Consider the following 19,630-nt stretch of genomic DNA (forward strand, 5'->3'; position numbering starts at 1 on the left):
ATTTAGTGGTACAAATACTTTGTAAATAGTACTTCACGTATAATTTCTTGGCCTGTTTCTTCTTTTAACAGGCTTTTTAATTTTTCTATACATTTTGCGCGAATTTCTTCTCGACCAGTCAATGACTTTATTTTTTCTTCTGGCTCTTTCGAAAAAATCTCTACAATAGCATCTCTTAATAAAGGGGTATGATGTTCAACAATGGCAATGTCTGAATTGTTACTAAGCATTAGGTCAACGGTAACGCGCACGTAACCCATTTTTTTACTTGATGCGCCAATATAGTTAGTAATTATGTCAGGTTCAAAACCAAAATAACCAACCGTTGACTCTGCACGGGCACTTAGGCTCACTAAATTCATAATTAATGTAAGAAGACCTACGTATACTATTTTTTTCATATTTAAAGCGTTTCCGAAAACCTGTTGTAAATAGTTTATACTTAATAATAGGTAATAAACAGCGCCAAGCAATTATTTATATTAGTTACTTAGGTTGGTGAATAGGTACTTTTTCAAATGCTTAGGCAATGTTATCATTTGCTTGGATTATATTTTATTGAGTTATTGTGACAACTTTTCCTTTATCTTTATCAGCTAACTGGCTATCGGATATACAAACCGATGACTTAACACCTACAGAGCAAGAATGGCTTTTTGAGCCGCATTCTTTAACCGCTAAGCTAAAAAGTAAAGCAACCTCTTTTAGTGTAAAAGTACTCAGCGAACAGGCGTTTAATTTAAGTCATGAACAACAGCAATTACTAGGCTGTAAAACGTCATCGGCGTTAAACCGAGAGGTGCTTTTGTTGTGCGATAATAACCCCATGGTTTACGCTCAAAGTTGGCTGCCAAATAACCAAACGCACAACTCGCTTCATAATATGGGGGAGCGCCCTTTAGGCGATGTTATTTTTCAACAACCTGAGCTTGTTCGTCAAAATATTGAAATTGCGCGTTTTGATAGCAAACATTCATTACAGAATTTGGTTACCCAGCTAAATTTACCAACTCAAACTCTATTAGGCAGGCGTAGCGTGTTTTCGTTAAATGATTACCAATTTTTGGTGGCGGAAGTATTTTTACCTGGGGCGTACCTTTACTCATGAAATTAGCAGGTTTAAAAGCAAAACATTTTTCTTATTATTTACAGCTTATGCGTGTTGATAAGCCCATAGGTACTTTATTGCTTTTATGGCCAACCTATTGGGCTTTATGGCTCGCAAATAGTGGGATGCCGAGCTTAATTAATTTTATAGTGTTTACTTTGGGGGTTGTAGTAATGCGTAGTGCAGGCTGCGTGATAAATGATTTTGCAGATAGAAAAATAGATGGTTCTGTAAAACGCACAGCCCAACGTCCTCTTGCATCTGGTACTGTCGCAAGCGGCGAAGCGCTAAGTCTATTTTTATTACTGATCACTTTAGCGTTTATTTTGGTTTTAATGCTGAGCGTTAACACTATTTTATTGTCTGTTGGAGCACTTGCTCTCGCGTTTTGCTATCCGTTTATGAAGCGATATACCCAGTTGCCACAAGTCGTGCTGGGTGCAGCATTTGGTTGGGCAATTCCTATGGCTTATATGGCATCTATTGATGCATTACCTCTTCAGGCTTGGTTGCTGTTTGTTGCTAATGTATGCTGGACGGTTGCGTACGATACCATGTATGCCATGGTCGATAGAGATGATGATATTAAAATTGGTGTTAAATCTACCGCTATTTTATTTGGTCGCTTTGACCGCCATATCATTTTTATATTAAATGCTCTATTTATCGCACTTGTTGCTTATATTGGGTTAATTAACCAGTTAAATATGGCTTTTTGGGCTGGATTACTTATAGCCACAGCATTACTCGCTTACCAACAAGTATTAATTTTAAAGCGTAATAGAGACGCATGCTTTAAAGCTTTTTTAAATAATCATTATGTGGGTATGGCTATTTTTATTGGTTTATTGCTCTCGTACCCCATTAGCATTTAGTTATATTAACGAGGTGGATCAACTATTCCGCTAATGGATGCGTTTTTTCTAAACCAGCCAGCAATTGAATACCGATTATCTACTGCTGGTAATACTTCGTGAACAAAGCGTTCGCTTTCAAATAAAACTAATGTCCCCGCTTCTGGCGAAATGCTCACTTCAACCACTTTGCTTTTGGGTTTATAAATAACAAGCTCACCGCCCTCATTGGGCGTGTTTAAGTATAAAACGCTAGTAAATACCCTATTAGAGCGCCCTTTAAATGCATCGACATGTTTTTTATAAAAATCACCGTGAGTGTATTTTGCGTAGTGGCATTCGTAATCAAACAGCCCCATAAAAAAAGTGCGATTGAGCGTTGTGCGAATACTTTCCATAACAGCTAGGTAGGTTAATTGTGCTTGGGACGAACCATCAAACCAATAAGTTTTATCTTTTCGAATATTATCGTCAATTTGTAAATGATTTAAGCGACCAATACCAGCATGGCTAAAATGCGGATTTATGCGATAACAATCAGCCATTAAATTAGCTATCAATTCTTTGTTTAAGGCATCAGGAATAACTGTATAACCGCGGCTTTCAATATCGTTATAAAACGGGCCATCGGTTGAAAAGTTGATCATTTAGGAGGTTCTTTTTTTGAAGGTGCGCCAGTTTAGCCGAAAAAGAGTAAAAAGCTATTGTTTTGTGTCGCACCTGTCTCAAAAAAGAACGCTGAATTAATTAAGGGTTGTGGCTGCTTTTTTAATAAGCGAAAGCAAATGTGCTAAGTGCTCCGTAACTGTGGTTTGTTGGTTTGTTTGAACAATTAGTTGCTCATGGCTTAAATCTTTATTTGTTTTTAACTGAACAAGGTCGGTGTGTTCTGCCACAGTGTTTGCATGCTCAATGCTGGCGATTGCAAAACTATCGGATTTAATAATGCCAGAGATAACCTGTTCAATACTGCCCATTTTGATAGTTGATGATTTATTTAAAGAATCAATGGCCTCGTTCAGCATGCTTTGAACTTGTTTTGATTGAGAGAAACAACCAAAGGCTGAATAGGAGTCTAGTTGGTGTTTGCTTATGTCATTTTTTTGGGCAAGCGGGTGATGCTTAGATACAAATAAAATAAGTTGATCAGGCAAATGAATATCACTACCAATACTATTTACAGCTTGAGAATAAACGCTAATGTCTATTTCACCTTCCTGAAGCTTGCGTGTTAACTCATGCTGTTCTTGCAATTGCATTTCGATTTTTACATGTGGGTATTGCGCTAAAAATTGACCGCATGAAATAGGCACAATGTTACTCGCTTTATTAGTGTAACCAATAATGAGTTTTTCATCGGCATTGCCATGAACAGACTGAAACAGGCGTTTTTTGGTGTTTTCTAATTCGCCAAGTGTATTTTTGGCGTAATCTAAAAATAGTTCGCCTTCAGGAGTCAGTTTTACTGAGCGGGTTGAGCGCGTAACTAACTCATAGCCCATTTCATCTTCTAGGGTCTGAATACTGCGGGTAAGTGCAGAAGTACTAATTTTTGTTTTTTCTGCGGCTTGTCTGAAGTGGCGTAACACACCCAGTGCTACAAATTGTTCTAATTGGTCAAATCTCACTTTATAGTCCCTTTTTATAAGTAAGTTGTGATGTACTAACACATCAATTTTCTGTCTGTCTAAGCTATTAATAAATATATGTAAATTTAAAAAAGATAAACTACACAATATATTTGTTTGCACAATAATAAAAGTGTAAAGATGTTAAAAAGTATTAACCTTTAGACTAAAGACTAATAATTTTTTATTTACCTAACATCCTTATCTGGCAAAGTTAATACTAAAAAGCAGGTATAAATCTATAAATAAAAATATTAGGTAAATTTATTATGCTAATTAATGAAAAAGTATGCCACAAAGTAGGGCATTGATTAAGCAATAATTAAAATATTTGCACGAATTTTAGTCTTTTAGCTTGTTTTATTATCAAAGTTTTTGTTTGCTCTGTTACTTAATGGTTTGTTTTCAATATTTTGAAGTTCAATTTCTATTGCATCACATGAAATATGAATTTCAAATAAAGACGTTAGTAAAGATAAACTTAAACAGGTTAGGCTTACGCCAAATAAAATAATTCCTGTGGTATTAAACTCAATAAAAAGAGCAAACATAGACAAGGTACATAATAAAAAAGAGCCTACACCGTAAACTTGCATGGTTCTTATGAGCTTTATGCGCTTTCTTAAATTGGTAATTTGCGCAACCACCACAGGGCGAATTGACTCGCCTTCTCTGGCATTTAACTCTCTTATTAATTGCGCAAGTACTAAAAATCGGTTTGTATAAGCAAGAAGTAACAAAGATATAGCTGGAAAAAGTAGACCCGGAGTTGTAAGTGTCATGCTTGCGCCTTTTTGAATATTGTTTAATAAATTTCTCAATACCTCAAGGTATTGTACACACAAAATAATCGAGGTCGATATTGCAAACTTATAAAAACACAACAGATAGTGCTTTTAATTGGATAACAATTTATAAGGCAGCCAACACGTTAGAGGCTAATATTGTTAAGGGGTTAATTCAAGCGGGTGGAATAGAGTGTAAAGTTGTAGGAGAAATGCTTCAAGGTGCACTTGGGGAAATTCCTTTCGATCAGGCGCAAGTGAGTATACAGGTTTATGCGATAAAAGAGCGCCATGCGCGACAAATATTGGTAAACTATCAGCAAGTAAAACAATCCGCTCCAGATTGGGTTTGTCCTAACTGTAATGAGCATAATGGATCAACATTTGATTTTTGTTGGTCATGTGAGACGTTAAAGAATGACTAAAGCAAATAATTTTCAGCGTATTAGAGAGCTAAACTATTTACAAAAAGCGGTATTAGCAAGTGCGCTAATTGAACGTATGTTGCCAAATTATGGCTTATTTAGTGAGGCTACGGGGTTTGGTGATGAAACGTTACTTCGTAATGCGCTTAATGTTTGTTGGGAAAAAATCTTACTGCCAAAAAGTAAGATTGACTTAGAAAAGCAAGTTGAAAAAGTGGAACCTAATGTTCCAGAACTCGCTGATTTTGATATGTTTGGTACATACCCAGCTATTGATGCGGCAACGTCATTACTGAGCTTGATGCATGGTTTAATGGCACAAGACGATAAAGAGTTTGTAAGTGTAAGTAAAATTTCGCAAGCAACCGTTGCGCGCTTTATTGAATACCAGATGACAGTTGAAGGTGAAATTGCAGACAACACGGCTGTTAGGGAGCACCCTTTAATGCAGTACGAAATTGAAGTGCTAGCCGAGCTTATTGACTTTGTTGAAAGTATGGGGCGTATTACTTCAGAAAGTGTAAAGGCGCTGAAAAAATTTGCTGTTGTTGATGGTCAAACAAATATTGGTTTGGCGTTATAAACAAATTAAGTAACTTGAACTTTGGTTAAGTAGTGATAAAAAAGCAGGAGAAGTACAGTGCGAATTTTAGGCATTGAGTCGTCATGTGATGAAACAGGTATAGCAATATATGATGACGAGAAAGGCTTATTAGCTCATCAGTTATATAGCCAAGTAAAAGTACATGCTGACTACGGTGGCGTGGTTCCCGAACTGGCGTCACGCGATCATGTTCGTAAAACGCTTCCGCTTATTGATGCTGCTTTTGCTCAAGCGGGTTGTGGTCCTGAAGACATAGACGGTATTGCTTATACAGCCGGCCCTGGTTTAGTTGGGGCGCTATTAGTGGGTACTTCAATTGGTCGCTCATTGGCTTACGGATGGGATATCCCTGCTGTTGCGGTTCATCATATGGAGGGGCACCTACTTGCTCCCATGCTTGAAGACAAGGTGCCAGAGTTTCCGTTTATTGCTTTACTCGTTTCTGGTGGCCACACCATGATGGTAAAAGTTGAAGGAATTGGCCAATACGAAGTATTGGGCGAGTCTGTTGATGACGCTGCAGGTGAAGCCTTTGACAAAACAGCTAAGTTATTAGGTCTTGATTACCCGGGTGGTCCCCGCTTAGCAAAATTAGCAGAGCAAGGTATTCCAAAGCGATTTATCTTTCCTCGCCCAATGACTGATAAACCCGGGCTTGATTTTAGTTTTAGTGGATTAAAAACTGCGGCGTCGATTACCATTCGTGAAAATGACGATGACGAGCAAACTAAAGCTGATATTGCGCATGCATTTCAAACCGCTGTTATTGATACCTTGGTTATTAAATGTAAGCGAGCGCTAAAGCAAACAGGTATCAAGCGTTTAGTGATTGCGGGCGGTGTAAGTGCAAATACCCAGCTTAGGCTTCAGCTTGAAAGAGTCATGCAGGGTATGAAGGGCGAAGTGTATTATCCGCGTACGGAGTTTTGTACTGATAACGGTGCAATGATTGCTTATGCCGGTATGCAACGTTTAAAAGCAGGGCAGTTTGCAACCCTTGATATGAAAACTAAGCCTCGGTGGCCAATAGACAGCCTCGAGCCTATTTAAGTGCTTGGTTATGTTGGTTTGTTTTCATCAGTGGGGGCTTTTTTAGCTCCCACTTTTGGTTCTTCACCAGCAAATAGTCTCACTATGTTTGTTCGATGGCGAAAAATAATAAGCACCGTAATAAAAACCACTGGCAGCGTATAGAGTGGCTTAATTAACCACGTATAAAGCGGTGCGAGTAAAACGGTGACTAGGGCGGCAAGAGAAGAATAGCGACTCACTGCGACTATAATTAGCCAAGTAGTAATTAATAACCCAGCTAGGGATAAACCTATTGGGAGTAAAGCCCCAAATGCTGTTGCAACGGCTTTACCTCCTTTAAAATTAAAAAATACAGGGTACATGTGGCCTAAACAGGCGCCAACGGCAACTAAGCCAAGTACCAAAGGCTCAAGTTGTAAAAAATAAGCCCCCCACACGGGTATCGTGCCTTTTAAAATATCAAAAACAAGAACTAAAACAGCAGGAAAAGCGCCACCTAAGCGGTAAACATTAGTTGCGCCTGGATTATTTGAGCCATGTGTACGGGGATCTTGAAGTTTAAATAGACGCGACACTAAGATAGCCGATGAAATCGACCCAAGTAGGTACGCTAAAACAAACATCAAAATAGCTAACACATAGTTCCTTATATTTTTATCGTTATACCCATTACATTTAATGCAATTAACATCGTTTTTGGGCTATTATTGGCGGCAAAATTTATCGTGAAAATTAATATACTTCTACCAAATTTAGCTAAACGCGTTATTTTGCTATTGTAGAAGGAATTTTTACATATTTAAACACTGATTAAAGCATATACAATATTAATTTTTAATTAGTTTATGTGGTTAGAACAGTTGTTGGTCTTTTGGAGTATCAATGGATAAGGTATTTATATCTCAATTGCACGTCGACACTATTATTGGAGTGTACGACTTTGAAAAAGAAAGTAAACAGAGCCTTTATTTTGATATTGAAATGCTAAGTGATATTAAACCAGCCGCCGCAAATGATGACATTAATCTAGCACTTGATTACGCAAAAGTAAGCGAGCGTGTCATTGCGCATAGCACAGCTAAACCTGTTGAGTTACTTGAAACACTTGTTGAACAATTGGCAGACATTATTTTAACTGAGTTTAATACAACACAAGTTAAAATAAGAGTGTGTAAACCTGCTGCAGTTGCGCAAGCGCAAACTGTTGGAGTAGAAATAACACGTAATAAGGCAAGCGTTTAAATGGCGCAAATATTTATTAGCCTTGGGTCAAATATCAACAAAGAGCACTATATGCAAAGTGCCTTAAAAGCACTTAAAGTTCACTTTAAAAATATAGAGCATTCGTCTGTTTTTGAAAGCGAAGCTGTTGGTTTCGTAGGTAATAACTTTTATAATTCGGTCGTTGGGGCAAAAACAGACAAGCCGTTAGCTGAAGTGTGTGCATTACTAAAAAAAATAGAGCGTGATAATGGTCGCACACCAAACGATAAAAAGTTCAGCCCAAGAACCCTTGATTTAGATTTATTGTTTTACGACGATGTTATTTGCGATAGCCCCGCGCAATTACCACGTGACGAAATAACTAAAAATGCATTTGTATTACAGCCCCTCAGTGAGGTTGCCCCCGGTTTTTATCACCCTGTAGCTAAGCAAACAATTGCTCAATTATGGAATGCATATAATAACCCTCAACAAAAACTATGGAAGGTGGAGTTTTCTAACCCATGAGTATTTTAGAAATAATAATTTTAGCGCTAATTCAAGGTTTTACTGAGTTTTTACCCATATCTAGCTCGGCACATTTAATTTTACCCTCACAAATATTAGGGTGGGAAGACCAAGGACTTGCTTTTGATGTTGCAGTGCATGTAGGGACATTAATAGCGGTTGTTATTTATTTTCGTAAAGAGGTGGCTGACATTCTGAGTGCGTGGTTTAAATCGTTTGGCACACAAGGCAAAACAGACGACAGTAAACTCGGCTGGTGGATTATTTTAGGGACAATACCAGCGGCTGTATTTGGTTTGTTACTTAAGGATTTTGTTGAGTTATACCTACGAAGTGCATGGGTCATTGCAGCCACAACGATTATTTTTGGCCTATTGCTTTGGTACGCCGATGCTAAAGGGAAACAAGTTAAAACAATTTATCAACTTAATTGGAAGTCGGCTTTAATGATTGGCTTAGCGCAAGCCGTTGCTATGATCCCGGGTACCTCTCGTTCAGGTATTACAATGACAGCGGGTTTAATGCTAGGCATGAATAAGCAAAGTGCAGCGCGCTTTTCGTTTTTACTCGCTATTCCTGTAATTTCAATGATGGGGCTTTATTACACAATAGAACTTGCATTGGGTGACCACGTTGTTGAATGGGGTACATTGCTGCTAGGTGTGGTACTGTCTTTTTTATCTGCTTATGCGTGTATTTATTTATTTTTAAAAGTGATTGAACGAATGGGAATGTTACCTTTTGTAATTTACCGGTTAGTTTTAGGCTTGGGTTTAATTGTTTTTTTAAGTATGTAATTTAATAGCCTCAGCATTATGAAAAAAAAGCACCGTTAGGTGCTTTTTTGACTTATAAATTAAGTAGATAAGCCTCAATAAATTGACTTTGATTAGGTGCTTTAGGTGATGTTTTAAACGTTAATACATCGTCGTTTTGGCGAAGCTTTAGTTTATCGCTAAATTGACAGTTGATTGTGTTGAAGTGCGCTATATCTTTTTTAAACTTTATATCTTTTTTACACATATTAACCATTTCATCTGCTACTTGAGCACAAAAGGAACCAACCGCATAAGTCTGCAGAAGAGTGTCATCAATTGAATCCCATTGTATAGTCGTTTTAATACTTAGGCCGCACTGATTTGTGACTGAATCGTTTGCGGTATCTATTTTTGATTGTTGATACTTTAAATGCTTTTGACGGTTAAAAAGAGCAAGTTCGGCTTGAGTCCCTTTATTGATATGCTGTTGATACTGAGCCTTCAAATCTTCAACAATAGCAGGGTTAGCCCCTTCTTTTTTTGCTAAATAAATACCTTCTCTCGTGTCTGGTATGTATAAAGTATAGCTGCAACAACGGTAACCCTTATCAATGCTTATTAAGCTTCGCTCAGTTCCATCGTATGTAAATTTATAAGCTTTATTACTCCCTCGTGGCTTTAGATCCATTAAAAATGTGATGCCATCAATATCGTGGTTGATCCCGGTTACTTTAACAAGTGCTTGTTTTTGATCTTTAGTAGGAGCTATGACAACACTGTAGCCTTCTTGAGAAGTAAGCTCTATAGGATATTTTGCAAGATCGAGGGCAAAACTCTGCGACGATAAAAATAGAAAGGTCAAAAATAATAACTTCTTCATAGAAAATCCTTTTCAATAATTAAAAACGTATGCGCATATGAGTTTATAGCATTGATACAACTTGATCAAAAGTGAGTACAGTTAGCTAAGTTGAACGAATAACAGTTAAAAGTTAAAGGCGATGATATGCACTTTTTAACCCATCGAAATACCTACATATAATGGTAAGTAAGCGCGAAGTTTGGCATTATAGCGCCATTAAACTTTGCACAGCTGCAAAGTGAGCATACGGTTTAAGGAAAGTATATGCATATTCATATTTTGGGCATTTGCGGTACGTTTATGGGTGGTATTGCAGCCATTGCTAAGTCGCTTGGCCATAAAGTAACAGGTTCAGACCAAAACGTTTACCCACCTATGAGCACCCAGCTTGAAGATCTTGGTATTGAGCTCACTCAAGGTTACGACGTATCTCAATTAGAGCCAAAACCCGATATGGTAGTGATTGGTAATGCGATGAGCCGAGGTAATCCGTGTGTTGAATATGTGTTAGACAACAGCTTACCTTATACCTCAGGTCCAGAGTGGTTAAAGCATAACTTATTGCAAAACTCGTGGGTGCTTGCGGTAGCTGGTACGCATGGTAAAACAACCACAGCGAGTATGCTTGCCTGGATATTAGAATATGCTGGTTTAAAACCGGGGTTTTTAATTGGCGGCATAGTGCAAAATTTTGGTCTGTCGGCAAAGGTAGGTGAAACCCCTTTTTTCGTTATTGAGGCAGATGAATACGATACCGCTTTTTTTGATAAGCGCAGCAAGTTTGTCCATTACTTACCGCGTACATTAATTTTGAATAATTTAGAGTTTGATCACGCCGATATTTTTGATGATTTAAACGCAATTAAAAAACAATTTCACCACTTAATGCGTACACTACCTCACAGCGGTAAAGTAATTTGGCCAAAACAAGACAAAGCACTTGAAGACGTTATATCGCAAGGGTTATGGAGTGAAAGCGAAACGCTAGGAATTGATTGGGGTTACGAACTAATTAAACCCGATGGCAGCGAGTTTAATGTACTTTTGAATAACGAACGGCAAGGTACGGTTAATTGGGGCACAATTGGCGAACATAATGTTAAAAATGCGATTATGGCAATTGCTGCAGCGCGCCATGTAGGGATTGCTGTTAGCCACAGTATTGAGGCACTTGCCGAGTTTATAAGTCCGAAAAGGCGAATGGAACTCAAGGCCGACATAAACAGTATTAAGGTTTATGACGATTTTGCTCATCACCCAACAGCGATTAAAACAACCTTAGCGGGTTTACGCGCTAACGTTGGCGATGAAAAAATTATTGCTATTTTAGAGCCCCGCTCAAACACCATGAAAATGGGTGTACATCAGCATACGCTACTCGCTTCATTAGCTGATGCTGATGACGTACTTTTGTTTGAACCAGATAACTTAGGCTGGTCGCTTAACGAGCAAGCTCAAAAAGCGGGCATGCAGTGCTTTAATAGTACGCAAGCTATTATAAATACGGTGCTTGAAAATGTGCAGCCTGATCAACATATTTTAATTATGAGTAATGGCGGTTTTAACGGCCTTCATCAGCAACTAGTAGATGGTTTGGCTGATAAATTCAGCGGAGAATAATTTGCAATTTAAAGATAAAATCACCTTAGCGTTTAGTGGTGCCTCTGGCGCACCATATGGTTTAAAGCTGCTTGAAGTGTTACTGGAGCAGCAATACCAAGTGTATGTACTTATTTCTAGCGCAGCCCGGGTTGTGCTTGATACTGAGTCAAACATAAAGCTCTCGGCAAATGAAGACAAAGCCACTGAGCAGTTAAATACGCTATTTGATGCACAGCCACAACAATTACAAGTATTTGGTAAAGATAACTGGTTTAGTCCTGTAGCCTCTGGCTCTGCAGCGCCTAAAAAAATGGTTGTGTGTCCATGCAGTGCGGGGTCAGTATCGGCGATTGCTGTAGGCGCATCTGATAATTTACTAGAGCGTGCGGCCGATGTAGTGATTAAAGAACGTGGCCAGCTTATTTTAGTACCGCGTGAAACGCCTTTTAGCGAGATTCATTTAGAGAATATGTTAAAGCTATCGCGTTTGGGCGTTACCATTATGCCTGCAGCGCCGGGCTTTTATCATAAGCCGCAAAGCATAGAAGATTTAGTCGATTTTATGGTGGCTCGCATTTTAGATCATTTAAACATTGAGCATACACTAACAAAACGTTGGGGTTATGGTGAGGGTAAGTAATGAGTAAGCAAAGTATTGCATTAAATATTGAAGGCCTTACCAAGGTATACAAAAACGGCGTAGAGGCCGTTAAAGGTGTTGATTTACAGGTAGAAGAGGGCGACTTTTTTGCATTACTTGGGCCAAATGGCGCAGGTAAATCAACAACGATTGGTGTTATTTCGTCTTTGGTCAATAAAACTGAAGGTAAAGTGGAGGTATTTGGTTACGATATAGATACCCATCTTGAAGCTGCCAAGGCGCATTTAGGCTTAGTACCACAAGAATTCAACTTCAGCCAATTTGAAACGTTGACCCAAATATTAGTAAACCAAGCCGGTTATTACGGTGTACCGCGTAGCGAGGCACACAAGCGTGCTGATAAATATTTAGCCCAGCTTGGTTTGCTTGAGAAAAAAGATAAACAAGCGCGTACTTTATCAGGCGGTATGAAGCGTCGTTTAATGATTGCACGCGCACTGATGCACGAGCCAAAGCTACTTATACTTGATGAACCAACAGCGGGTGTAGATATAGAGTTACGACGCTCTATGTGGGAGTTTTTACGCAAAATTAATGAACAAGGCGTAACTATTATTTTAACTACCCATTACTTAGAAGAAGCAGAACTGTTGTGTAAAAACATTGCGATTATCGATACCGGTCGCATTGTTGAAAACACGACGATAAAAGCACTGCTTGCAAAGCTTGATAAAGAAACGTTTGTACTTGATTTAAAAATGCCAGCTAAGCCAGTCACGTTGCAAGGTTATAAATTTACCATGACGGACGATCACACTATTGAGGTTGAAGTGGCTAAATCACAGGGCTTAAATGCAGTGTTTAGTGCGCTTACAGAGCAAGGCAATACTGTATTAAGTATGCGTAACAAGGCCAATCGATTAGAAGAGCTATTTGTAGGATTACTAGAGCAAGGGCGGGGCGAATAAATGTTTAAATATGGCGTAGCGCTAAAAAGTATATGGATTAAAGAGTGTATTCGTTTTCTACGTATTTGGGTGCAAACTCTAGTACCACCTGCCATAACAATGAGTTTGTATTTTGTTATTTTTGGTAACCTCATAGGTTCGCGCATTGGTGAAATGGGTGGATTTAGTTATATGGAGTTTATTGTACCGGGCTTAATAATGATGTCGGTTATTACAAACTCATATTCTAATGTAGCTTCTAGTTTTTACTCAACTAAATTTCAAAAAAGTATAGAAGAGCTGCTTGTTGCGCCAGTGCCTAATTACATAATTGTACTTGGTTATATGGGCGGTGGTATGACGCGTGGCATGATGGTGGGCTTTATTGTTACCTGTGTATCGCTGTTGTTTGTTGATATTCAAATACACAATATATTTGTAATTATGGCAACGGTAATTTTAACCTCGGCGGTGTTTGCGCTAGGTGGTTTAATTAACGCTATTTATGCTAATAGCTTTGATGACATTAGTATTATTCCTACATTTATACTTACTCCGCTAACGTACTTGGGTGGCGTATTTTATTCAATTACTTTGCTACCTGAGTTTTGGCAAAATGTATCGCAAATAAACCCCATCATCTATATGGTTAACGCATTTAGGTACGGGTTTTTAGGTGTATCGGATGTTGATTTAACCGTCGCATTAGGTGTGATTTTAGTGTTTATTACCGTGCTATTTACTGTTGCGCTTACATTAATCAAAAAAGGTGTGGGGCTAAGGCACTAATGAGTGATGCAAATTCTCGAAGTATTGTATCTAATCAGGCCGGTATTCACGAAAAGCTTGATGAAATAGTAAATAAGCATTTAAGCGCCGAGTTTAAAAAGCCCATTGCAGCACACACGCAAGCGGCATTTGATGAGGTTAATGAAAAAGTTAAGGCATTCAATGGCCCTCTTATTTTAGACTCTTGCTGTGGTGTAGGTGAAAGTACAGCTAACTTAGCTAAGCTTCATCCTGATGCTCTTGTGGTCGGGATTGATAAGTCGTCGCATAGGCTTGATAAACACGACGTTCAATATAAGCAAAGCGATAGTGGTCAGTATATTTTGGTACAGGCTGATTTAAATGATTTTTGGCGCTTAGCAGTTGCAGCAAATTGGCAGCCTAGCCACCACTATTTGTTGTATCCAAATCCATGGCCTAAATCTAAACATATTCAACGCAGATGGCACGGTGCAGCTATATTTCCTTATATTGTTAAGTTAGGTGGCTTATTAGAAGTACGCAGTAACTGGGACATATATGTTAAAGAATTTGCAAGGGCGCTTGAACTAACCAGCCATATTTGTGAAGTGCAGCCTTATCACAGCGACGATGCAATCACCCCGTTTGAGCGAAAGTATTGGGCCAGTGGTCAGCAAAGTCACCGGCTTGTTATTGATTTAACCTAAGTTATTTTTAAGCGTTTTTCTATCGGCTAAAAATAGCTTTACCACTAACGTTTGGTTAATTAACTGATTAAGTCGGCATTTTCTGGTGTAGCAAATTGTGGCGCAGGTTGGGCAAAATGGTTACCCTGCATTAGCGTCACATTTGCTTTTTCTAACGCATTTACGATGGCTGCATTTTCGACAGATTCAGCTATAAGCAGTAAATCTAATTGGTTAGCAAATGCTGCTATATGCTCAATAAATAAGTAAATGTCGTTATCGTGTATTATCTGTTTTATCAATCCGCCATCTAACTTAATACCGTCAACTTCAAGTTTTAGAACATTTGAAATATTTGAATAACCGCTACCAAAGTCATCAATTATTACCTTAACCCCTTTACTTTTAACCATAGAAATAAATGCTTTAACTTCAGAATAATTTGCAATCGCTTGGGTTTCTATTAACTCTAAAGTGATATTGCTTGGGTGCGGATAGCGTTTTAGCTCTTTAGTGATGAACTCATTCAAGCTTGGGTCTAACATGTCTTGCGCTGTTATATTTAAGCTCCAACAAATGTTCGTTTTTCTAAAGCGGCTAATGCACTGTGAAAATATAGTGCGGGTTAATAACCCGTCCATTCTGGAGCGAGTAACTACATTTAAAAACGCATCGGGTTTTAAAATCTCTCCGCTTGCGGTAACCATTCGCGCCAAACATTCGTACTGCACTATCTGATTTGTTTTGGTATCTATTATTGGCTGAAAGTAAGGCACAATGCGGTTGTTATCAAATGCATCATGCACTTCTTTGGCCATTTCTACATTATATTGATATTGAGTTTTAACATCGTGAAGTGCTTTAGAATAATTAATAACTGTGTGTCTACCTTGCTTTGCTTGTAGTGCAGCAATATGAGCATTTTCAAGTAATAGCGATTTATTACCCGTCGCAATACCAGCACACAATGTAATGTATATAAATGGATCAATTAATAAAGGCGTATTGGCATTATAGGTTTCGATTAAATCGCTCAGCTCTTCATAAGGTGTTTCTTTAGGTGATAGCAGCACCAATTTATTGGTGGCTAAGCGGTATAAATGACAGTTGGCAGAGCAGCGGCTCTTAAAATGCATAAGCAAGTTTTTCATTACTTTGTCGCCGATTTCGGTGCCGTAAAAGCTATTTATATCTTCAATTTCATTAACCCAGACAACAGCTAACTGCATATGATGACTGTTACTTTTTTTAAGTAAGTACTCCAACGCAATGTGGTTTTCAAACCCAGTACTGGAGTCGGTTGCTAATGAGCGCTTAAGTAAGTAAACATAAATAGCGGCAACGAGTACAGCTATAAAAAAGAAGAAGCTTGCCATAGCTGCTGCTTTGGAGACGCTTTCGCTTAGCTTTTGGTTAAGATCAAGAATCGTTATATCAGCGCCAGTAAGGTAAGTTTTACCTGTTTTATCGTCAACAAAAGGGATAAATATAGTTTTAAAGTGTCCCCATTGATCGGCCGACACTTCAAATACCGGCTCAGTGGAGTAAAAAGCGCTTATGTTGAGATCGGTTGCTTCTGGGTATATATCTAAATATTGCGTTATTTTGCCATTGTTCATATCGTCTTGCGTATAGCTTGATGCAGTAAAGTATACGCGGTTGTTTTTTAATATCATTGCATATACATATGCCACATCTAGCGCTTGTGCAAACTCAGAAAGTTGCCTGCTTTTGACTTCATAGTCAAAAAAATTAATTTGACCGTTTTGGTTCATGGTATTTAGGTAGTCATCACCGAGTATATGCTTAACACTGGCTGCGGCATTAAGAAGGCGCGCATCAACAGATTCCATAATTTCAGCGCGGGTTGTGTGGTAGGTGTAGTAAATATAGACCACTAAACTGACTAAAAATAAAGCAAAACCAGCCACTAACCAGCTCACTTTCACTCTTCCCTTAAGCATTGCCTGTCCCTTTTTTGTTGTTTTAATGATTATACTTAAAATACAAAATTGCCCAATAAATAATTAGTATTTATTAGATTAAATAAAATTTTAATTAAATTAACACTTTTTTGTCATGCGTGGTGTTGCTTTTAAGGCTTTTAACGAGACATTTTACTTATATTGCAGTACAGTTAGCGCAATTATTTAGAAACACTATTGCTTAACTTACCGCCATATTTGGGCGTTTTTACTAGTTAAACAGGTGTTTTAGCAACACACACACTAGGTATTAAGATGGATCAAAAGCGTTGTGCCGTCGCCTCTAAAGAAAGCCTCAAGCGTATATTTACTGTACCTGAAGCGCCTGACTCAACTTTAAGCAAAATTGAGCTTGAAATATCGAGTAATTTAGCAGGTTTTTTAAACGAAAATATAGCGGCAATCGAAAAACCATTACATGAAATTGAAAAAGACTTTCAAGCTGCGGTGATCCCAGAAAACCCAACGTTTGTATCTGCTTATGCTCAAGACATAATGGAACAACTTGTTGCTCATTCTGTGCATACGGCTGCACCAAGTTTTATTGGTCATATGACATCAGCTTTACCGCATTTTTTACTGCCACTTTCAAAGTTGATGGTGGGACTAAATCAAAATCTAGTAAAAATTGAGACATCTAAGGCATTTACCCCCCTTGAGCGTCAGGTGTTAGGTATGATGCATCATTTAGCCTATGGCCAAAACGATGCGTTTTACTCTAAATGGATGCACAGCGCTAAAACTTCATTAGGTGCATTTTGCTCTGGCGGTACGGTTGCAAACATTACTGCGCTTTGGATTGCTCGAAATCGTTTGTTAAAAGCCGATGGTGAATTTACCGGTATTGCATCGCAAGGAATTGTGGCAGGTATGCTGCACTATGGATACAGAGGTCTTGCGGTATTAATTTCAGAACGTGGTCATTATTCATTAGGTAAATCGGTTGATTTATTAGGGATAGGGCGCGACAACTTAGTTGGTATTAAAACAACTGATGACAACAAGGTCGATGTAAATGCCATGCGAGACAAAGCCCGCGAGCTTGAGTCTAAAGGCATTAAAGTAATGGCAATTATTGGTGTTGCAGGTACAACCGAAACCGGCAATATTGATCCCCTCAACGAAATGGCTGATTTAGCGCAAGAGATTAACTGTCATTTTCATGTTGATGCGGCTTGGGGTGGGGCAACGTTATTATCTAATACTTATCGTCCTCTGCTCAATGGTATTGAGCGAGCAGACTCAATAACAATTGATGCCCACAAACAAATGTATGTCCCGATGGGCGCAGGTTTAGTGCTGTTTAAAGATCCCGCTGCAACCGATGCAATAGAGCATCATGCTGAGTATATATTGCGTAAGGGCTCTAAAGATTTAGGTAGCCACACACTAGAGGGTAGCCGCCCTGGTATGGCTATGTTAGTGCATGCTTGCTTACGTGTTATTGGCCGTAAAGGCTATGAAATGCTAATCGATCGAAGTATAAAAAAGGCAAAGTATTTTGCTGATTTAATCAAGGAAGACGAAGATTTTGAACTTATTTCAGAGCCTGAGCTATGTTTGCTTACTTATCGCTATGTGCCTAAGCAAATAAAACAAGCGATTGCTGAGGCTGATGAAAAAACACGGATTGATATTTTTGCTTCACTAAATCGTTTTACAGCCAGTATGCAAAAACGCCAGCGTGAATCTGGACGCTCGTTTGTATCGCGTACTCGCTTGACCCCAGCTCAATACGATAATCAACCTACGGTTGTGTTTAGGGTTGTACTGGCTAATCCGCTTACCTCGGGTGTGATTTTAAAAGAGATATTAGCTGAGCAAAAAGAGCTTGCTAAAACAGACCCAGTATTTAAAAAGTATTTAAGCAAATACATGAAATAGTAAATTTAGCATTTATAAAAAAAGACGCTGTTAAGCGTCTTTTTTTATTGCTTAGCTAAAAGCAACAGGCTTTTATAATATTGCTAATGATGTGCTGTGAAGGCTTTATTTTTTCCATTGCTAAAAATTCGTCAGGCTGATGCGCCTGATTAATAGAACCTGGTCCCATAACTATGGTTTCACAACCCAGTTGCTGAATAAAAGGTGCTTCTGTGCAGTAATTAACAGCAATGGCTTTTTGGCCCGCTACCTTTTCAGCTAGTTGAACTAGCGCGCTGTCGGTTCTGCCAGTAAATGCGGGTATTGGGTCATGTAGGTCAATAACACTTACTGAGTTTGGGTATTGCTCGTTTATGTCTTTTGTTGCATCTAGCAGCAGTGCTTGTAGCTCTTGTACGCTCAACCCTGGCAATGGGCGCATATCAATATGCATTTCACAACACCCACATATTCTATTTGCGTTGTCACCACCATGAATATTACCCAAATTTAAAGTAGGATAAGGTATTTCAAAGTGGCTTAGTGAATACTTATTCTTTAATTGCTCTTTTAAGATCAGTAATTTTGAAGTCACTTTATGCATAACTTCAATGGCGTTAAGACCACGTTCGGGATCGGAGCTATGGCCAGAACGACCGACAACTCTTATTGCAGTACTCATATGCCCTTTGTGTGTAAATACTGGTGTCATATCAGTGGGTTCGCCAATAATACAGCGTGCCGGCTTTAAGTTAGGATGTTTGCAAATTTGCTGTGCGCCTGCCATGGTGGTTTCTTCATCTGCAGTGGCAAGTATTAAAATTGGCTGTGTTTGTTGTTTTTCATCTAGTTCGCTTATAGCTTGTAATACGAAAGCAAAAAATCCTTTCATATCAATACTGCCTAGCCCATACAGTTTGTTGTCGAGTTCTGTTAATTTAAACGGATCATGATTCCAGCGGCTGTCATCAAACGGCACTGTGTCGGTATGCCCAGCAAGCATTAAACCACCATCCCCGACGCCACGTTTAGCTAATAAGTTATAACGCCCTTTTTTACCTTCCAGTTCTATTATTTCACAGGTAAAACCGAGCGTTTCACACCAGTGGGCAAGTAACTCGATAACGTTTTTATTACTCATGCATTCGCTGTCTTCAATTGCACTGATAGACGGGGCTGCAATTAATTGCTGGTACATAGAAATAAACGAAGGCAAAGACATAAAAAATTCCAAAATAACTATTCAATTTAATTGCATAACAATATAAAAGTATTTATGATGAATATCAATTCACTTTTTAAGCATAAATATATTAAGTAACACAATGATGATAATGCGACGATAATCAAAATTCATTAACAAAAAAGACTTACTTAGCACCTAAGCTAGTGTAAGCGAACACACAAAT

At 38.5% G+C, this 19,630-nt stretch carries 22 protein-coding genes; 14 read left to right on the forward strand and 8 right to left on the reverse strand.

The window, feature by feature from the left end:
- Positions 1 to 2 precede the first annotated feature (2 nt).
- On the reverse strand, positions 3 to 401 hold the full coding sequence (locus tag MTF67_RS07090) for a flagellar basal body-associated protein FliL (RefSeq protein ID WP_248519135.1): 399 nt from the start codon (positions 399 to 401) through the stop codon (positions 3 to 5).
- Between the two features lie 167 nt (positions 402 to 568).
- Here MTF67_RS07090 and MTF67_RS07095 point away from each other — a divergent pair, with 167 nt between their 5' ends.
- A complete protein-coding gene (locus tag MTF67_RS07095) occupies positions 569 to 1,108 on the forward strand; it encodes a chorismate lyase (protein ID WP_006791576.1) in 540 nt (179 codons plus the stop codon).
- Positions 1,105 to 1,983, forward strand: a complete 879-nt coding sequence (gene ubiA / locus MTF67_RS07100) for a 4-hydroxybenzoate octaprenyltransferase (protein WP_248519136.1) — start codon at positions 1,105 to 1,107, stop codon at positions 1,981 to 1,983. Before MTF67_RS07095 ends, ubiA begins: the two co-directional genes overlap by 4 nt.
- Before the next feature lie 5 nt (positions 1,984 to 1,988).
- Here the strand turns inward: ubiA and MTF67_RS07105 are convergent, their stop codons facing one another.
- The 3 genes from MTF67_RS07105 to MTF67_RS07115 form a co-directional block, all read right to left on the reverse strand.
- Positions 1,989 to 2,609, reverse strand: coding sequence for a 2OG-Fe(II) oxygenase (locus MTF67_RS07105; RefSeq protein WP_248519137.1), 621 nt, complete (start codon positions 2,607 to 2,609; stop codon positions 1,989 to 1,991).
- Positions 2,610 to 2,705: 96 nt separating this feature from the next.
- Positions 2,706 to 3,590 (reverse strand): LysR family transcriptional regulator, encoded by an 885-nt coding sequence (locus MTF67_RS07110; protein WP_006791573.1) that lies wholly within the window; start codon positions 3,588 to 3,590, stop codon positions 2,706 to 2,708.
- A gap of 350 nt (positions 3,591 to 3,940) precedes the next feature.
- Entirely contained in the window at positions 3,941 to 4,372 is a 432-nt protein-coding gene (locus MTF67_RS07115; RefSeq protein WP_006791572.1) for a DUF2721 domain-containing protein, read from the reverse strand.
- An 80-nt stretch (positions 4,373 to 4,452) separates the two neighbouring features.
- Between MTF67_RS07115 and MTF67_RS07120 the strand changes: the two genes are divergently transcribed.
- The 3 genes from MTF67_RS07120 to tsaD are packed head-to-tail and all read left to right on the forward strand — an operon-like array spanning position 4,453 to position 6,454.
- On the forward strand, positions 4,453 to 4,800 hold the full coding sequence (locus MTF67_RS07120) for a DUF2007 domain-containing protein (protein WP_006791571.1): 348 nt from the start codon (positions 4,453 to 4,455) through the stop codon (positions 4,798 to 4,800).
- On the forward strand, positions 4,793 to 5,383 hold the full coding sequence (locus tag MTF67_RS07125) for a YjaG family protein (RefSeq protein WP_008130596.1): 591 nt from the start codon (positions 4,793 to 4,795) through the stop codon (positions 5,381 to 5,383). The genes MTF67_RS07120 and MTF67_RS07125 overlap by 8 nt, the downstream gene beginning before the upstream one ends.
- 57 nt (positions 5,384 to 5,440) lie before the next feature.
- A complete protein-coding gene (gene tsaD, locus MTF67_RS07130; RefSeq protein WP_039037702.1) occupies positions 5,441 to 6,454 on the forward strand; it encodes a tRNA (adenosine(37)-N6)-threonylcarbamoyltransferase complex transferase subunit TsaD in 1,014 nt (337 codons plus the stop codon).
- Between the two features lie 8 nt (positions 6,455 to 6,462).
- Here tsaD and plsY read toward each other — a convergent pair whose 3' ends face one another.
- The gene (plsY, locus tag MTF67_RS07135) at positions 6,463 to 7,074 is read right to left on the reverse strand and encodes a glycerol-3-phosphate 1-O-acyltransferase PlsY (RefSeq protein ID WP_006791568.1); all 612 of its coding nucleotides are present in this window, start codon (positions 7,072 to 7,074) and stop codon (positions 6,463 to 6,465) included.
- A 244-nt stretch (positions 7,075 to 7,318) separates the two neighbouring features.
- Between plsY and folB the strand changes: the two genes are divergently transcribed.
- The 3 genes from folB to MTF67_RS07150 are packed head-to-tail and all read left to right on the forward strand — an operon-like array spanning position 7,319 to position 8,964.
- Entirely contained in the window at positions 7,319 to 7,678 is a 360-nt protein-coding gene (folB, locus tag MTF67_RS07140; protein ID WP_248519138.1) for a dihydroneopterin aldolase, read from the forward strand.
- A complete protein-coding gene (folK, locus tag MTF67_RS07145) occupies positions 7,679 to 8,167 on the forward strand; it encodes a 2-amino-4-hydroxy-6-hydroxymethyldihydropteridine diphosphokinase (RefSeq protein WP_248519139.1) in 489 nt (162 codons plus the stop codon).
- Positions 8,164 to 8,964, forward strand: coding sequence for an undecaprenyl-diphosphate phosphatase (locus MTF67_RS07150; protein ID WP_006791565.1), 801 nt, complete (start codon positions 8,164 to 8,166; stop codon positions 8,962 to 8,964). Before folK ends, MTF67_RS07150 begins: the two co-directional genes overlap by 4 nt.
- A gap of 52 nt (positions 8,965 to 9,016) precedes the next feature.
- Here the strand turns inward: MTF67_RS07150 and MTF67_RS07155 are convergent, their stop codons facing one another.
- The gene (locus MTF67_RS07155) at positions 9,017 to 9,805 is read right to left on the reverse strand and encodes a hypothetical protein (protein WP_248519140.1); all 789 of its coding nucleotides are present in this window, start codon (positions 9,803 to 9,805) and stop codon (positions 9,017 to 9,019) included.
- A 246-nt stretch (positions 9,806 to 10,051) separates the two neighbouring features.
- On the opposite strand from MTF67_RS07155, the gene mpl reads away from it, so the two are divergent.
- Genes mpl through MTF67_RS07180 form a run of 5 tightly spaced genes read left to right on the forward strand, consistent with a single transcriptional unit; the run spans position 10,052 to position 14,394 of the window.
- On the forward strand, positions 10,052 to 11,407 hold the full coding sequence (mpl, locus tag MTF67_RS07160; protein ID WP_248519141.1) for a UDP-N-acetylmuramate:L-alanyl-gamma-D-glutamyl-meso-diaminopimelate ligase: 1,356 nt from the start codon (positions 10,052 to 10,054) through the stop codon (positions 11,405 to 11,407).
- A 1-nt stretch (position 11,408) separates the two neighbouring features.
- On the forward strand, positions 11,409 to 12,029 hold the full coding sequence (locus tag MTF67_RS07165) for a flavin prenyltransferase UbiX (protein WP_006791563.1): 621 nt from the start codon (positions 11,409 to 11,411) through the stop codon (positions 12,027 to 12,029).
- Positions 12,029 to 12,958: an ABC transporter ATP-binding protein gene (locus MTF67_RS07170; RefSeq protein ID WP_138740093.1), complete on the forward strand. Its 930-nt coding sequence runs from the start codon at positions 12,029 to 12,031 to the stop codon at positions 12,956 to 12,958. The genes MTF67_RS07165 and MTF67_RS07170 overlap by 1 nt, the downstream gene beginning before the upstream one ends.
- On the forward strand, positions 12,959 to 13,726 hold the full coding sequence (locus MTF67_RS07175; protein WP_006791561.1) for an ABC transporter permease: 768 nt from the start codon (positions 12,959 to 12,961) through the stop codon (positions 13,724 to 13,726). It abuts the gene before it with no gap.
- The gene (locus MTF67_RS07180; RefSeq protein WP_039037707.1) at positions 13,726 to 14,394 is read left to right on the forward strand and encodes an SAM-dependent methyltransferase; all 669 of its coding nucleotides are present in this window, start codon (positions 13,726 to 13,728) and stop codon (positions 14,392 to 14,394) included. Before MTF67_RS07175 ends, MTF67_RS07180 begins: the two co-directional genes overlap by 1 nt.
- A 59-nt stretch (positions 14,395 to 14,453) precedes the next feature.
- Here MTF67_RS07180 and MTF67_RS07185 read toward each other — a convergent pair whose 3' ends face one another.
- Positions 14,454 to 16,337, reverse strand: a complete 1,884-nt coding sequence (locus MTF67_RS07185) for a GGDEF domain-containing protein (RefSeq protein WP_248519142.1) — start codon at positions 16,335 to 16,337, stop codon at positions 14,454 to 14,456.
- A gap of 276 nt (positions 16,338 to 16,613) precedes the next feature.
- Between MTF67_RS07185 and panP the strand changes: the two genes are divergently transcribed.
- Entirely contained in the window at positions 16,614 to 18,242 is a 1,629-nt protein-coding gene (gene panP / locus MTF67_RS07190; protein WP_248519143.1) for a pyridoxal-dependent aspartate 1-decarboxylase PanP, read from the forward strand.
- Between the two features lie 55 nt (positions 18,243 to 18,297).
- Here the strand turns inward: panP and argE are convergent, their stop codons facing one another.
- Positions 18,298 to 19,443, reverse strand: coding sequence for an acetylornithine deacetylase (gene argE / locus MTF67_RS07195; protein WP_039037709.1), 1,146 nt, complete (start codon positions 19,441 to 19,443; stop codon positions 18,298 to 18,300).
- Positions 19,444 to 19,630: the final 187 nt, after the last annotated feature.

Origin of the sequence: Pseudoalteromonas sp. 2CM32C, assembly GCF_023161925.1 — a bacterium.
In the GTDB taxonomy this organism is placed as follows: Bacteria; Pseudomonadota; Gammaproteobacteria; order Enterobacterales; family Alteromonadaceae; genus Pseudoalteromonas; species Pseudoalteromonas marina.